The sequence below is a fragment of the Streptomyces sp. NPDC051041 genome, from assembly GCF_044456065.1.
Classification (GTDB): Bacteria; Actinomycetota; Actinomycetes; order Streptomycetales; family Streptomycetaceae; genus Streptomyces; species Streptomyces glaucus.
This window is the reverse complement of record NZ_JBITFM010000012.1, coordinates 167,872-182,155: the sequence shown is the minus strand read 5'-3', so window position 1 is coordinate 182,155 and position 14,284 is coordinate 167,872. Positions and strand designations below refer to the sequence as shown.

Annotated in this window: 14 protein-coding genes and 1 rRNA gene; 12 read left to right on the top strand and 3 right to left on the bottom strand. The window is 75.1% G+C overall.

Annotated elements, in window-relative coordinates; all coding sequences use genetic code 11:
* Positions 1 to 91 (top strand): 5S ribosomal RNA (gene rrf / locus ACIBAI_RS20205); the annotation flags it as partial.
* Positions 92 to 209: 118 nt separating this feature from the next.
* On the opposite strand, the gene ACIBAI_RS20200 is transcribed toward rrf, so the two are convergent.
* Positions 210 to 1,349, bottom strand: a complete 1,140-nt coding sequence (locus ACIBAI_RS20200) for a hypothetical protein (RefSeq protein WP_399036047.1) — start codon at positions 1,347 to 1,349, stop codon at positions 210 to 212.
* Between the two features lie 36 nt (positions 1,350 to 1,385).
* Between ACIBAI_RS20200 and ACIBAI_RS20195 the strand changes: the two genes are divergently transcribed.
* A complete protein-coding gene (locus ACIBAI_RS20195) occupies positions 1,386 to 2,117 on the top strand; it encodes a tetratricopeptide repeat protein (RefSeq protein WP_399036045.1) in 732 nt (243 codons plus the stop codon).
* Between the two features lie 69 nt (positions 2,118 to 2,186).
* Here the strand turns inward: ACIBAI_RS20195 and ACIBAI_RS20190 are convergent, their stop codons facing one another.
* Entirely contained in the window at positions 2,187 to 3,479 is a 1,293-nt protein-coding gene (locus ACIBAI_RS20190; protein WP_399036034.1) for a DUF1015 domain-containing protein, read from the bottom strand.
* A gap of 73 nt (positions 3,480 to 3,552) precedes the next feature.
* On the opposite strand from ACIBAI_RS20190, the gene ACIBAI_RS20185 reads away from it, so the two are divergent.
* From ACIBAI_RS20185 to ACIBAI_RS20170, 4 genes are all read left to right on the top strand, one after another.
* Positions 3,553 to 4,581, top strand: a complete 1,029-nt coding sequence (locus ACIBAI_RS20185) for an HAD hydrolase-like protein (protein WP_399036032.1) — start codon at positions 3,553 to 3,555, stop codon at positions 4,579 to 4,581.
* An 82-nt stretch (positions 4,582 to 4,663) separates the two neighbouring features.
* Positions 4,664 to 5,707, top strand: coding sequence for a FecCD family ABC transporter permease (locus ACIBAI_RS20180; protein ID WP_399036030.1), 1,044 nt, complete (start codon positions 4,664 to 4,666; stop codon positions 5,705 to 5,707).
* The gene (locus tag ACIBAI_RS20175) at positions 5,704 to 6,741 is read left to right on the top strand and encodes a FecCD family ABC transporter permease (RefSeq protein WP_399036028.1); all 1,038 of its coding nucleotides are present in this window, start codon (positions 5,704 to 5,706) and stop codon (positions 6,739 to 6,741) included. Before ACIBAI_RS20180 ends, ACIBAI_RS20175 begins: the two co-directional genes overlap by 4 nt.
* A complete protein-coding gene (locus tag ACIBAI_RS20170; protein WP_399036026.1) occupies positions 6,738 to 7,658 on the top strand; it encodes an ABC transporter ATP-binding protein in 921 nt (306 codons plus the stop codon). The genes ACIBAI_RS20175 and ACIBAI_RS20170 overlap by 4 nt, the downstream gene beginning before the upstream one ends.
* Positions 7,659 to 7,697: 39 nt before the next feature.
* On the opposite strand, the gene ACIBAI_RS20165 is transcribed toward ACIBAI_RS20170, so the two are convergent.
* Positions 7,698 to 8,045: a sterol-binding protein gene (locus ACIBAI_RS20165; protein WP_399036024.1), complete on the bottom strand. Its 348-nt coding sequence runs from the start codon at positions 8,043 to 8,045 to the stop codon at positions 7,698 to 7,700.
* 42 nt (positions 8,046 to 8,087) lie between these two features.
* Here ACIBAI_RS20165 and ACIBAI_RS20160 point away from each other — a divergent pair, with 42 nt between their 5' ends.
* From ACIBAI_RS20160 to ACIBAI_RS20135, 6 genes are all read left to right on the top strand, one after another.
* A complete protein-coding gene (locus ACIBAI_RS20160; protein WP_399036023.1) occupies positions 8,088 to 8,405 on the top strand; it encodes a hypothetical protein in 318 nt (105 codons plus the stop codon).
* Positions 8,406 to 8,412: 7 nt separating this feature from the next.
* Positions 8,413 to 9,228, top strand: a complete 816-nt coding sequence (locus ACIBAI_RS20155; RefSeq protein WP_399036021.1) for a TlyA family RNA methyltransferase — start codon at positions 8,413 to 8,415, stop codon at positions 9,226 to 9,228.
* Positions 9,225 to 10,130 carry an NAD kinase gene (locus ACIBAI_RS20150; protein ID WP_399036019.1) on the top strand — a complete coding sequence of 302 codons (906 nt, stop codon included), beginning with the start codon at positions 9,225 to 9,227 and terminating at the stop codon, positions 10,128 to 10,130. Before ACIBAI_RS20155 ends, ACIBAI_RS20150 begins: the two co-directional genes overlap by 4 nt.
* A 281-nt stretch (positions 10,131 to 10,411) precedes the next feature.
* The gene (gene recN / locus ACIBAI_RS20145) at positions 10,412 to 12,130 is read left to right on the top strand and encodes a DNA repair protein RecN (protein WP_399036043.1); all 1,719 of its coding nucleotides are present in this window, start codon (positions 10,412 to 10,414) and stop codon (positions 12,128 to 12,130) included.
* A gap of 45 nt (positions 12,131 to 12,175) precedes the next feature.
* Positions 12,176 to 12,970: a hypothetical protein gene (locus tag ACIBAI_RS20140; RefSeq protein WP_399036018.1), complete on the top strand. Its 795-nt coding sequence runs from the start codon at positions 12,176 to 12,178 to the stop codon at positions 12,968 to 12,970.
* Positions 12,971 to 13,140: 170 nt separating this feature from the next.
* Entirely contained in the window at positions 13,141 to 14,283 is a 1,143-nt protein-coding gene (locus tag ACIBAI_RS20135; protein WP_399036016.1) for a glycosyltransferase family 4 protein, read from the top strand.
* Position 14,284: the final 1 nt, after the last annotated feature.

Here is a 14,284-nt window from a genome sequence, read left to right as displayed (position 1 = left end):
GCCCGGTTACATTCCGAACCCGGAAGCTAAGCCTTACAGCGCCGATGGTACTGCAGGGGGGACCCTGTGGGAGAGTAGGACGCCGCCGAACAATTCTTGGAGGACCCCTGGTCGCCAGCGTACAGCTGGGACCAGGGGTCCTTTCGTTTTTCCGGAGCGCACCGGGTACCCGGCTGCGCGAGAATGATGTGCGGTACCGAAGACAGGAGTCACCGATGTCCACCAACTCTCCCGACGACCGACCGGAGCGCGATCAGCGGCGACGGGACAGTGGTGACCGTGGCGACCGCGGTGGCCACCGCGGAGACCGCGGCGGCTTCCGCCGTGACAACGAGCGCGGTGGCTACGGCCGTCGCGAAGGCGACCGAAGCGGTTTCCGCCGGGACGACCGTGGGGACCGTCCTTCCTTCCGTCGGGACGACGAGCGCGGTGAGCGTGGCGGTTTCCGGCGCGACGACCGGCGGGACGACCGTCGTGAGGGCGACCGTGGTGGGTACGGTCGGCGCGATGACCGTCGGGACGATCGGGACCGGGGCTTCCGGCGTGACGACCGGGGCGGTTTCCGGGGGCGCGACGACCGGCGGGACGACGACCGGGGCGGTTTCCGCCGGGACGACCGTGGGGACCGTCCCTCCTCCCGCCGCGACGACGACCGCGGCGAGCGTGGCGGTTTCCGGCGCGACGACCGTGGGGACCGTCCTTCCTTCCGCCGTGACGACAGCCGTGGTGGCGGCTACGGCCGGCGCGACGACCGTGACCGGGGCGGCTTCCGCCGGGACGACGACCGTGACCGGCGTGACCGGGGCGGTTTCCGTCGGGACGACCGTGGGGACCGTCCTTCCTTCCGTCGGGACGACGAGCGCGGTGAGCGTGGCGGTTTCCGGCGCGACGACCGGCGGGACGACCGTCGTGAGGGCGACCGTGGTGGGTACGGTCGGCGCGATGACCGTCGGGACGATCGGGACCGGGGCTTCCGGCGTGACGACCGGGGCGGTTTCCGGGGGCGCGACGACCGGCGGGACGACGACCGGGGCGGTTTCCGCCGGGACGACCGTGGGGACCGTCCCTCCTCCCGCCGCGACGACGAGCGCGGTGAGCGTGGCGGTTTCCGCCGGGACGACCGTGGGGACCGTCCTTCCTTCCGCCGCGACGACGAGCGCGGTGAGCGTGGCGGTTTCCGGCGCGACGACCGTGGGGACCGTCCTTCCTTCCGCCGCGACGACAGCCGTGGTGGCGGCTACGGCCGGCGCGACGACCGTGACCGGGGCGGCTTCCGCCGGGACGACCGCGGTGGGCGGTCCGGTGGCTTCCGCGGACGGGACGACCGCCGCGGCGGTGGGCGGTTCCACGAGGAGCGCGAGCGGGACCGGGAGCCGATCAAGCGGCTGCCGATCCCGGAAGGCGTCACCGGCGAGGAGCTCGACAAGGACGTACGGCAGGAACTGCAGAGTCTGCCGAAGACCCTGGCGGACGACGTCGCCAGGAACCTGGTGATGGTCGCGCGGCTCATCGACGAGGACCCCGAGGCCGCGTACGGCTACTCCAAGGTGGCGCTGCGGTTGGCGTCGCGCGTCGCCGCCGTGCGGGAGGCGGCCGGGTTCGCCGCGTACGCCAACCAGAAGTACGGTGAGGCGCTCGCCGAGTTCCGGGCCGCGCGGCGGATGACCGGGAACGTGGACCTGTGGCCCGTCATGGCCGACTGCGAGCGCGGGCTCGGGCGGCCGGAGAAGGCGCTGGAGATGGCCGGAGCGCCCGAGGTGCACAAGCTCGACAAGGCCGGACAGGTCGAGATGCGGCTCGTCGCGGCCGGCGCCCGGCGCGACATGGGGCAGCTGGACGCGGCCATCGTGACGCTGCAGAGCCCCGAGCTGGCCTCCAACGCCGTACAGCCGTGGACCGCGCGGCTGCGGTACGCCTACGCGGACGCGCTGCTGGCCGCCGGGCGGGAGAGCGAGGCACGGGAGTGGTTCGCGAAGGCCGTCGAGTCCGACCGGGACGGCAGCACGGACGCCTCCGACCGGCTCGCCGAGCTGGACGGGGTGGAGTTCGTCGACGCCCTCGACGAGAGCGAGGGTGAGGACGCCCCCGGGGAGGACGACAAGGACGACAGGAACTGACGTCTGACGTCCGTGCGAACTCGCGGGCGGGAAAGGGGCGGGGCCGTACGGTCCCGCCCCTTTCCCGTGTCACAGGTCCAGAGCGCGCAGCACCAGGCCCGAGGCCGGTTTCGGACCGAACGACGTCGACTTGCGGGGCATCATGACGCCCTGGCCGGCCAGGGCGCGGACGACGTCCTCGCGGACCGGGTGCATCAGGACCGCCGTACCGCCGTCGCGTTCCGCCTTCTCGATCGTGGCGGCCGTGTCGTGGATGTAGGAGACGCGGTCGGCCGAGTCCTCGGGGATGTGCCAGACGTGGGCGAGGAGCGTGGCGTGCAGGACCGTCGCGTCCAGGGCACGCCAGGCGGCGGGGCGGTCGGCGGGGACCGTGCGGGCCAGCAGGTCCGGGGCCGGGCGGTCGACCAGGTGGAAGGCGCCGTCGCCGGCGAGGAGGTAGGCGTTGCCCTCGCGGGCCGCGTCGGCGAGCGCGGCCAGGGCCTCGGCCTGCGGCACGTCGAGGCGGCGGACGCGGAACAGGCCGTCCAGGGCGGCCAGCGCGCCGGCCACCGGCAGCCCGTGCAGGAGGCGGTGGATGGCGCGGACGCGCAGCGGGTAGCGGGCCGTGTCGACCAGGAGGACCAGGCCGTGGTCCCAGGGACCGGGCGAGGGATGCTCCGCGCGGAGCCGGCGATAGGTCGCCCAGCGGTGGTGGCCGTCGGCGATGAGGGCCTGGCGCCGGGCCAGGTCCGCCTGGACCTCCGCCACCTCGGCGGGATCGGTGACCGACCACAGGCGGTGGCTGGAGCCGTCCTCCGTGGTGGTGGCGAGGAGCGGGGGCCGCTCGGCGGTGCGTTCCACGACGTCGGCCGCCGCGGCCGGCGAGCCGTCGCCGCGGTAGGTGAGCAGCAGAGGCTCCAGGTTCGCCGAGGTGGCGCGCATCAGGGCCGCGCGGTCGGCCACGACGTGCGGCATGACGTCCTCGTGCGGCAGGACTACCCGCTCCGCGGGATCCGACACGCGCAGGGCGCCGATGACGCCGCGTTGCAGCACGCCGTCGCCGTCGCGCTGCTCGTAGACGTACAGGCCCGGCTCGGGGTCGGCGGTCAGGACGCCCTCGGAGCGCCAGCGGCGCAGGGTGCCGGCGGCCTGCTCGTTGCGGGCGGCGGGGGTGGGGGCCTGCGGAAGGATCAGGCGCACGATGTTGTGCGGGTCGGCGGACTGGAGGTGGTGCAGGCCGTCGGGGCGGACCACGACGTCGTACGGCGGGGAGGTCACGGCGGCCAGGCTGCCGACCCGGTCGGGGTCGTAGCGGAGCCCTCGGAACGGGGTGAGTTCGAGGCCTCGGCGCGCCGTTGCTTCCGGGGGACCTGCTGTGTTCATCCCGGCATCGTACGTGTGCCGGTGGCATGGGGGATGATCGGGGGAAAGGCCGTCGAACGAGGAGCGATGCGGAATGAGCCGGAGCGTCAGGACGAGGCCCGAGGGCAGTGGGCAGGCCCTGAGCGAGGCGTACGACACGGCGCTGCTCGACCTGGACGGAGTGGTGTACGCGGGCGGGAACGCGATCGCGCACGCCGTCGACTCGCTCGCCGCGGCCCGGGCCGGCGGCATGCACCTGGCGTACGTCACCAACAACGCGCTGCGCACCCCGGACGCGGTGGCCGCGCACCTGACCGAGCTGGGCATACCGGCCGAGGCGGGCGACGTCGTCACGTCGGCGCAGGCCGTCGCCCGGCTGATCGCCGAGCAGGTCCCGCCGGGCGCGCGGGTGCTGGTGGTCGGCGGCGAGGGACTGCGGGTGGCGCTGCGCGAGCGCGGGCTGCGGCCCGTCGAGTCGGCTGACGACGATCCGGCCGCGGTCGTCCAGGGGTACGGCGGGCCCGAGCTGCCCTGGGGGCGGTTCGCGGAGGCGTGCTACGCCATCGCGCGCGGGGTGCCGTGGTTCGCGTCCAACACCGACCTGACGATCCCCGGCGCACGCGGCATCGCACCCGGCAACGGCGCCGCCGTGGAGGTGGTCCGGATCGCCACCGGCGCCGAACCGCAGGTCGCGGGCAAGCCGCTGCCGCCGATGCACCGGGAGACGATCCTGCGGACCGGCGCCGAGCGGCCCCTGGTGGTGGGGGACCGGCTGGACACGGACATCGAGGGCGCGTTCAACGGGGACGTGGACTCGCTGCTCGTGCTGACCGGGGTGACCGACGGCGCCCGGCTGCTGGCCGCGCCCCCGCAGCACCGGCCGACGTACGTCGACGCCGACCTGCGGGGGCTGCTCGCCGGGCAGCCGGAGGTCGCCGAGGCCGACGGCGGCTTCCGCTGCGGGGGCTGGACGGCCGCGGCCCGCGGCGAGCGGCTGGAACTGGAGGGGGAGGGCGAGGCCCTGGACGGGCTGCGCGCGCTGTGCGCGGCGGCCTGGACGGCGGCCGGGGAAGGTGTGTGCGAGCTCGATCCGGGGAAGGCCCTGGCACGGCTGGAGTTGTGACCCGGCGCCTGCGGCCGGCGGGACCGCGGTCGAGCGGCTCTCGGGATCGTGATCGCTTGCCAGGGTAGGCTAACCTAACCGCGTGTTGGTCGACAGTCCTCCCGAACAGCGCGCGGTGACCGCCCCCGCGCCCCCGAACCGCCGGGCGATACGTGCCGTCGGGCTGCTGGTCTCCGTCGCGATCCTGGTGCTCGTCGCCGTGGCGAGCATCGCGGTCGGCGCGAAGGAGCTGTCCCTGGAACAGGTCTGGCACGGCCTGTTCGACGACTCGGGCACCTACGGCGACGTGGTGGTGGGCGAGCGGCTGTCGCGGACCGTCCTCGGGCTGCTGGCGGGCGCCGCGCTCGGACTGGCCGGAGCCGTCCTGCAGGCGCTCACCCGCAACCCGCTGGCCGATCCCGGGCTGCTCGGCATCAACGCAGGCGCCTCCGCCGCGGTCGTCACCGCCCTCACCTACTTCGGCGTCACCTCGCTGACCGGCTATGTGTGGTTCGCCTTCCTCGGCGCGGCGGCGGTCGGGGCGCTGGTGTGGTTCCTCGGCGGCAGCCGGGGCGCGACACCGGTGCGGCTCGCGCTCGCCGGCACCGCGATCAGCGCGGCCCTCTACGGCTACCTCCAGGCCGTGATGATCATGGACGAGGCGGCGCTCGGCAAGATGCGGTTCTGGACGGTCGGTTCGCTGTCCTCGGCGAACGACTCGGTCATCTGGCAGGTCCTGCCGTTCCTGGCGGCCGGCTCGGTCCTCGCGCTGTTCCTCGCCCGGCCGCTGAACGCCATGGCCATGGGCGACGACACCGCCAAGGCCCTCGGCGCCGACCTCAACCGCACCCGGGCGCTGGCCATGCTGGCCGCGACCGTGCTGTGCGGGGCCGCGACCGCCGCCTGCGGTCCGATCATGTTCGTCGGACTGATGGTCCCGCACGTCGTCCGCTCCTTCACCGGGCCCGACCTGCGCTGGATCCTGCCGTACGCCACGGTCCTGTCGCCCGTGCTGCTGCTCGGCGCCGACGTCCTCGGACGGATCGTCGCCCGGCCCGCGGAACTCCAGGTCGGGATCGTCACCGCGATCATCGGCGGCCCGGTCTTCATCTTTCTCGTACGACGGCGGAGGACGGCCCAGCTGTGAGGACCAACCGTGCTGTGCGCACCCCGGGCGGGCTCTCGGTCCGGGTGGACGTACGGGCCCTGGCCGTCGTCGTGCTGCTGCTGCTCGCCGCGCTAGCCGCGAGCGTGGTGCTGATCGGCACCGGCGACTTCCCGATCCCGGCCGCCGACGTGCTCAAGACGCTGTTCGGCGAGGGCGACGCGGGACAGGAGTTCATCGTCACCGAGCTGCGGCTGCCGCGAGTCCTGGTCGGACTGCTGGTCGGCGCCTCGCTCGGGCTGGGCGGCGCGCTGTTCCAGGCCATCTCCCGCAACCCGCTGGGCAGCCCGGACGTGCTCGGCCTCGGCCAGGGGGCGACGGCCGGGGCGCTCACGGTGATCGTGCTGATGTCCGGGAGCGCCACCGAGGTCACCGTCGGCGCGCTGGTGGGCGGCCTGGCGACCGGTGCCGGCATCTATCTGCTCGCCTGGAAGCAGGGCGTGCACGGATACCGGCTCGTCCTGGTCGGCATCGGCGTGTCGGCGATCGTCACGGCGGTCAACGGCTACCTGCTCACCAAGGCCGACCTCGTCGACGCCACCCGCGCGGTGGTGTGGATGACCGGGTCCCTCAACGGCCGTGACTGGTCGCAGGTCTGGCCGCTGCTCGCCCTGTGCGCGGTGCTCGTGCCGCTGGTCCTCGCCAACGCGCGGGGGCTGCGGATGATGGAGATGGGCGACGACGTCTCCTACGCCCTCGGGGTGCGCGTCGAGCGCGTGCGGATGCTGCTGATGGTGGCCGCCGTGCTGCTCACCGCGGCCGCGACCGCCGCCGCCGGCCCGGTCAGCTTCGTCGCGCTCACCGCGCCGCAGCTCGCCCGCCGGCTGACCCGCTCGCCCGGCCCCAACCTGCTGCCCTCGCTGTGCATGGGCGCGGCCCTGCTGGTCACCGCCGACTGGGCCTCGCAGCGGGCCTTCGGCGCCGACCAGCTGCCCGTGGGCGTGGTCACCGGCGTGCTCGGCGGTGTCTACCTGCTGTGGCTGCTGGTCGCCGAGCGCAGGGCGGGACGGATATGAGCCGCCGCGGCGGCGCCGCGCGGGGCGGACCGGACACCAGCCACGGCAGCAGCACCGGCAGCGACCCGAACAACCCGAGGAGCACTGTGAACCGCCTGTCCGCCGAGAACGTCACGCTCGCCTACGACCAGCGGGTCATCGCCGAGCAGCTGTCGGTCGAGATCCCCGACCACTCCTTCACCGTGATCGTCGGCCCGAACGCGTGCGGCAAGTCGACGCTGCTGCGGGCGCTGTCGCGGATGCTCAAGCCGAGCCAGGGCCGGGTGCTGCTCGACGGGGAGGTCATCCAGTCGATGCCCGCGAAGCAGGTCGCGCGGACGCTGGGGCTGCTGCCGCAGTCGTCGATCGCGCCCGACGGGATCACCGTCGCGGACCTGGTGGGCCGCGGCCGCTACCCGCACCAGGGCATCCTGCGCCAGTGGTCGGCCGAGGACGAGCGGGTCGTGCGGGAGTCGATGGCGCAGACCGGGGTGGCGGAACTCGCCGACCGGTACGTCGACGAGCTCTCCGGCGGCCAGCGCCAGCGGGTGTGGATCGCGATGGCGCTCGCCCAGCAGACGCCGCTGCTGCTGCTGGACGAGCCGACGACCTACCTGGACATCCAGCACCAGATCGACGTCCTGGACCTGTGCGCCCAGCTGCACGAGGAGCAGGGCCGCACGCTCGTCGCCGTGCTGCACGACCTCAACCACGCCGCCCGGTACGCCACCCACCTCATCGCCCTGCGCGGCGGCAGGGTCATCGCCGAGGGCGCCCCCGACGACATCGTCACGGCCGAGCTGGTCGAGGAGGTGTTCGGGCTGCGCTGCCAGGTCATCGACGACCCGGAGACGGGCACGCCGCTGGTGGTGCCGGCGGCGCGCAGGGCGCGGGGACGGGCGGCAGGCGAGAAGGCCCTGGCCGAGGAGGTCTCCTGAGACAGGAGGCCGGGCGGCGGGGCCTGCCGGCCACGGAAGCTACAGAAGCTTCCTGAGGTGGAACAGGTCCCGCAGCCCCGCCTCCAGCCTCACCCGGCCCGAGCCCCAGGCCCGGGCGAAGTGCAGCTCGCCGTCGACGAGGGCCACCAGGTCGTCGCCGGTCATGGCGAGCCTGATCTGGGCCTTCTCACGGGGCGGGCCCTGGAGCGTCTCGTGCACCTCGATCCGGCCGCCCGTCATGCGGCCGGCGAACGTGACGTCCAGGTCCTTGATGTGGCAGCTCACCGACCGGTCCAGGGACGCCGCCTCGCGTGCGTCCCCCTCGGCGCGCTGCATGTTGTCCGAGAGCTTGTCGAGTGCGGCACGGCACTCCTCGATCGTGGCCATCGCGATCGACGGTACCCCAGCGGTTCGAGGTAGCGTCGGGGCATGAGCGACTCGGTTCCGCAGACGCAGGCCCCGGGGCGGACGGTGGAGGCCGGGCCCGCGCACGACCCCGCCGCCCCCGCCCCGCTGGACGTGCCCCGCACGCCCACCGGCAACGCCGAGGTGGACGCCCTGCTGGAGCGGCTCGCGGACGCCGACCACCTCGCCACGGACGGGCACATCGAGGTGTACGAGGATGTGCACCGGGGGCTGCGCGACGCGCTCACCGCGCTCGACGCCCGCCCGGAACCCCCGGCGGCCGCCCCCCGAGGAGGCCCTCCGGGCCACCAGCCGGACACGCCGTACGAACACAGGAGCTGAACCGAACGTGGCAGGAGCCGCACGCCGCCGTCTCGACGCGGAACTGGTCCGCCGGAAGCTCGCGCGCTCGCGCGAGCACGCCGGCCAGCTGATCGCCGCCGGGCGGGTCACCGTCGGCCGGACCGTGGCGACCAAGCCCGCCACGCAGGTGGAGACGGCGGCGGCCATCGTCGTCGCCGCCGACGACAGCGACCCGGACTACGTGTCGCGCGGCGGCCACAAGCTCGCCGGGGCGCTGGAGGTGTTCGTGCCCCGGGGACTGGTCGTCGAGGGGCGGCGGGCCCTGGACGCCGGGGCCTCCACCGGCGGCTTCACCGACGTCCTGCTGCGGGCGGGCGCCGCGCACGTCGTCGCGGTGGACGTCGGATACGGACAGCTCGCCTGGTCCCTCCGCAACGATGAACGCGTCACGGTCAAGGACCGTACGAACGTACGCGAGTTGACGCTCGAGGCGATCGGCGGGGCGCCGGTGGATCTCGTCGTGGGGGATCTGTCCTTCATCCCGCTGGGACTGGTGCTGCCCGCCCTGGCGGGGTGCGTGACACCGGACGCCGACCTGGTGATGATGGTGAAGCCGCAGTTCGAGGTGGGCAGGGAAAGGCTGGGCAGCGGAGGCGTCGTCCGCAGTCCGCAGCTGCGGGCCGAGGCGGTGCGGGGGGTCGCCGCGAAGGCCTGGGAGCTGGGGCTCGGGGTGCGCGGAGTCACCGCCAGTCCGCTGCCCGGGCCGTCCGGGAACGTCGAGTACTTTCTGTGGCTGCGGGCCGGGGCCCCGGAACTGGACCCGGCCGACGTCGACCGTGCAGTGGCGGAGGGGCCGCATTGACCGAGAACCGAGCTCGTACTGTTTTCCTGCTCGCCCACACCGGCCGGCCCGCGGCCGTGCGCAGCGCCGAGCTCGTGGTCAAGGGGCTGCTGCGCTCCGGGCTCGGTGTGCGCGTCCTGCGGGCGGAGGCGCGGGACCTGCCGCTTCCGCAGGAGGTGCAGCTCGTCGAGGAGGCCACCCCGCAGTGCCTCGACGGGTGCGAGCTGCTGATCGTGCTGGGCGGCGACGGGACGCTGCTGCGCGGCGCCGAGTTCGCGCGGGCGTCCGGGGTGCCGATGCTCGGGGTGAACCTCGGGCGGGTGGGGTTCCTCGCGGAGGCCGAGCGGGACGACCTCGAAAAGGTCGTCGACCGGGTGGTGTCGAAGGCGTACGAGGTCGAGGAGCGGATGACCGTCGACGTCGTCGTGCACCGCAACGGGGACGTCGTGCACACCGACTGGGCGCTGAACGAGGCGGCCGTGCAGAAGGTGTCCGCCGAGCGGATGCTCGAGGTGGTCCTGGAGATCGACGGGCGGCCGGTGACCGGGTTCGGCTGCGACGGGATCGTGTGCGCGACGCCCACCGGGTCGACCGCGTACGCCTTCTCGGCCGGGGGGCCGGTGGTGTGGCCCGAGGTCGAGGCGCTGCTGATGGTGCCGATCAGCGCGCACGCGCTGTTCGCCAAGCCGCTGGTGACCTCGCCGGACTCCGTGCTGGCGGTGGAGGTCCTGCCGCACGTGCCGCCGGGGGTGCTGTGGTGCGACGGGCGGCGGACGGTGGAGCTGCCCGCGGGGGCGCGGGTGGAGGTGCGGCGGGGGGCCGTGCCGGTGCGGCTGGCCCGGCTGCACCACGCGTCGTTCACGGACCGGCTGGTGGCGAAGTTCGCGTTGCCGGTCTCCGGGTGGCGCGGCGCCCCGCACTAGCACCGGGTTCCGCCGTCCGGACCGTCCCGGCCTCGCGCCGGCGCCGGCCCTCTCCTCGGCCCGGCAGCCGTGCGCGCCGGACCCCGCCGGGAGCGGCCGGAAGGCGCCGCGCCCTGGCCGGCCCGGCCCGGACGACGGGTCCCGGCAGTCCGCGGGCGCGGCGGAGCCGCGCGCCGGCACGGCCCCGCGCCCCTGGGCACGTCCACTCACGTGGGTGACACGGGCGGGCCGGTCGCACACGCCGCCCCCGACCTCGTAAGGTCGTGTCCGTGTTGGAGGAGATGCGGATACGGTCGCTCGGAGTCATCGACGACGCGGTCGTCGAGCTGTCGCCCGGATTCACCGCCGTCACCGGTGAGACCGGCGCGGGCAAGACCATGGTGGTCACCAGCCTCGGGCTGCTGCTGGGCGGGCGCGCGGACCCGGCGCTCGTGCGGATCGGTGCCGAGAAGGCGGTCGTGGAGGGGCGGGTCAGCGTGCCCCCGGACGCGCCGGCCGCCCTGCGGGCCGAGGAGGCCGGGGCCGAGCTCGACGACGGTGCGCTGCTGATCAGCCGTACCGTCTCCGCCGAGGGGCGGTCGCGGGCGCATCTGGGCGGGCGGTCCGTGCCGGTGGGGCTGCTGGCCGAACTCGCCGACGAGCTGGTGGCCGTGCACGGGCAGACCGACCAGCAGGGGCTGCTCAAGCACTCCCGGCAGCGGCAGGCGCTGGACCGGTACGCCGGGGACGCGGTCGCCGTGCCGCTGGCCAAGTACACCGAGGCCTACCGGCGGCTGCGGGCCGTCTCCGCGGAGCTCGAGGAGATCACCACGCGCGCGCGGGAGCGGGCCCAGGAGGCCGACATGCTGCGCTACGGCCTGGAGGAGATCGCGGCCGTCGAGCCGCGCCCCGGTGAGGACGCGGAGCTCGCGGAGGAGGCGGAGCGGCTCGGCCACGCGGAGGCGCTGGCCTCCGCGGCGAACGCCGCGCACGTGGCGCTCGCGGGCGACCCGGAGGACCCGGAGGGGATCGACGCGGCGACGCTCGTCGCGGGCGCGCAGCGCGCCCTGGACGCCGTGCGGTCGCACGATCCGGCGCTCGCCTCGCTCGCCGACCGGATCGGCGAGATCGGGATCCTGCTGCGCGATGTGGCGGGGGAACTCGCCGGGTACGCCGACGACCTGGACGCCGATCCGCTGCGGCTGGCGGCGGTGGAGGAGCGGCGGGCCGCGATCAACGGGCTGACGCGCAAGTACGGCGAGGACGTCGCCGCCGTGCTGGAGTGGGCCGAGCGGAGCGCCGCGCGCCTGACCGAGCTGGAGGGCGACGACGAGCGGATCGAGGAGCTGACCGCCGAACGGGACGCCCTGCGGGCCGAACTGGGCGGGCTGGCGCAGGCGCTGACGGACGCGCGGACGGAGGCCGCCGAGCGGTTCGCCGCCGCCGTGACCACCGAGCTGGCCTCGCTCGCCATGCCGCACGCGCGCGTGTCCTTCGCCGTCCGGCAGACCGAGGACCCGGACGGCGTGGAGGTCGGCGGGCGGACGGTCGCGTACGGGCCGTCGGGTGTCGACGAGGTCGAACTGCTGCTCGCCCCGCACCCGGGGGCGCCGCCGCGGCCCATCGCCAAGGGGGCCTCCGGCGGTGAGCTGTCCCGGGTGATGCTCGCCGTGGAGGTCGTGTTCGCGGGGACGGATCCGGTGCCGACGTACCTCTTCGACGAGGTCGACGCCGGCGTGGGCGGCAAGGCCGCGGTGGAGATCGGGCGGCGGCTGGCCCGGCTCGCCAGGACCGCGCAGGTCGTCGTGGTGACGCACCTGCCGCAGGTGGCGGCCTTCGCCGACCGTCAGCTGCTGGTGGAGAAGACCAGCGACGGCTCCGTGACCCGGTCCGGGGTGAAGGTGCTGGAGGGCGAGGAGCGGATCCGGGAGCTGTCCCGGATGCTCGCCGGGCAGGAGGACTCGCAGGCCGCCCGGGCGCACGCGGAGGAACTGCTGGCGACGGCCCGGGCGGACCTGTAGGGCCCGCACGGGCCCTCGGGCCGAGCGGGTCCATAGACTGGCCGGATGATCGACAAGGCTCGCCGGACCGGTGCGTTCGTCCTCGCGGCCGTCCTCACCCGGGCCGGGACCGCCGCCCTGCGCGCCGAGGCGCCCGGCGGCCGCGCCCGATGGGAGCGGAGGAACCACGCCGGGCGGGCCGTCGGGCTGTACGCCGGGCCCGCCTCCGCCCTGGCCGTCGCGGTCGGGGCCGGACGCGTCCGGCCCGCCGCCGGGCTGGCGGTCCTGGCCGTCGGCGCCTGCGGGGCGTACGACGACGTCGCCGGGGCCGGGGATCCGCGGCGCGGGTTCCGGGCGCATCTGGCCGCGCTGCGGGACGGTGAGGCCACCAGCGGGGCGGTCAAGCTGTTCGGCGTCTCGGCGGCCGGGCTCGCCGCGGGCGCCCTGCTCAGGGAGCGGCCGCTCGACAAGGTGCTGGCGGGCGTCGTGATCGCCTCGGCCGCGCACTGCGTCAACCTCGTCGACGTACGTCCGGGCAGGGCCGCCGCCGCGGTGCTGGCCCTCGGCGCGCCGGGACTGCTGCGGGAGGGGGCCGGGGCGGAGCTGGCCGCCACGGCGCTGGGGGCCGCCGCGGCCGTGCTGCCGGACGACCTCGGCGAGCGGACCATGATCGGGGACACCGGCGCGCACGCGCTGGGGGCCGCCCTGGGCACCGCCGTCGCCGCCGGCAGCGGACGGGCGGGGCTGGTCGCGCACGCCGTCGCGTTCGTGGCCGCGACGGTGTGGGGGGAGCGGGTGAGCGCGGTGGCGCGCGCGGGACGGCGTTCCCGGGTCACCACCGGAACTCACTCGTGTGAGTGACCCGGTCCGGTGCCGCGTCGGGTTCTCGGGGAGCCGGCGCTCCCGGAACGGCCGTGCGTCCTGGCATCCTTGGCCGAGTAGGCGTACGAAACCGCCGGTACGCCTTCCCCGTTCCATCCTTCTGTACGTTCTTCGGGACCGCCCGATGCCGAACCAGGAGCCCCGGTCACGTGACCTCCGTGAGCAGTCACTCGCCGCACGGCCAGGCACCGCTGCGCACCGTGCAGGTGCTGGGCGGAGGCAACGCCGCCAGCAGCGCGCACGTGCGCTCCCTGGCCGCGGGGCTGGTCGCACGGGGCGTGAAAGTCACCGTGTGCGCTCCCTTCGAGGCCGAACGCGTCCACGACTTCACCGGCGCCGGCGCGGACCACGTGCACGTGCCGCGCAGCAGCGACCCGGTCGCGGTGGCGGCCCTGCGGACGGCCTGCGCCGGCGCCGACCTGGTGCACGCCCACGGGCTGCACGCCTCCTTCCGCGCCGCGCTCGCCCTCGGCGGGCGGCGCGTGCGCACCCCGCTCGTCGTCACCTGGCACGACCGGGCGCACGCCGAGGGAGCCCGCGCCCATCTGCTGCGCGCGCTGGAGCGGCGGGTGATGAGGACGGCCACCGTGGTGCTCGGCACCACCTCCCAGCTGGTCGACCGGGCGAGGCGGGCCGGGGCGCGGGACGCCCGGCTCGCCGCCGTCGCGCTGCCCGCCCCCCGCCGGCCCGCCGAGCCCGGGGACCCCGACCCGCTGCGGCCCAAGGCGCGCGCCGAACTCGGCGCCACCGGCCGCCCGCTGCTCCTCGCGGCCGGCTCCCTGGACCGGCACCGGGGACACGACGTCCTGCTCGACGCCGCGGGCGCGTGGCGCGGTCTCGACCCCGTGCCGCTGCTCCTCGTCGCCGGGGAGGGGCCGCTGCGGGCGGAGCTGCAACGGCGGATCCAGGACGAGGAACTGCCGGTCCGGCTCCTCGGGCGGCGCGACGACATCGCCGAACTGCTCGCCGCGGCCGACCTCGCCCTGCTGCCGAGCGGCCGCGAGGCACGCTCCGCCCTCGCCCAGGAGGCCCTGTACGCGCGCGTGCCGCTGGTCGCGGCCGAAGCCGGCAGCGTCCCCGAACTCGTCGGCGACGCCGCCGAGTTCGTCCCGTACGGCGACTCCGGGGCGCTCGCCGACGCCGTCGTACGGCTGCTCGGCGATCCCGAGCGGCGCCGGGAACTGGGGGAGAAGGGCATACGGCAGGCGGCGACCTGGCCGACGGAGGACCAGACCGTGGCTCAGGTCCTCAGCGTTTACGACGAGTTGACGCAGCCCGAGCCGATGCTCTAGC

What these genes read in the sequence shown, in the direction of transcription:
- ACIBAI_RS20190 (WP_399036034.1), bottom strand. Translation starts at nt 3,479, where the DNA reads ATGAACACAGCAGGTCCCCCGGAAGCAACGGCGCGCCGAGGCCTCGAA.
- ACIBAI_RS20185 (WP_399036032.1), top strand. Translation starts at nt 3,553, where the DNA reads ATGAGCCGGAGCGTCAGGACGAGGCCCGAGGGCAGTGGGCAGGCCCTG.
- ACIBAI_RS20170 (WP_399036026.1), top strand. Translation starts at nt 6,738, where the DNA reads ATGAGCCGCCGCGGCGGCGCCGCGCGGGGCGGACCGGACACCAGCCAC.
- ACIBAI_RS20165 (WP_399036024.1), bottom strand. Translation starts at nt 8,045, where the DNA reads ATGGCCACGATCGAGGAGTGCCGTGCCGCACTCGACAAGCTCTCGGAC.
- ACIBAI_RS20160 (WP_399036023.1), top strand. Translation starts at nt 8,088, where the DNA reads ATGAGCGACTCGGTTCCGCAGACGCAGGCCCCGGGGCGGACGGTGGAG.
- recN (WP_399036043.1), top strand. Translation starts at nt 10,412, where the DNA reads ATGCGGATACGGTCGCTCGGAGTCATCGACGACGCGGTCGTCGAGCTG.
- ACIBAI_RS20140 (WP_399036018.1), top strand. Translation starts at nt 12,176, where the DNA reads ATGATCGACAAGGCTCGCCGGACCGGTGCGTTCGTCCTCGCGGCCGTC.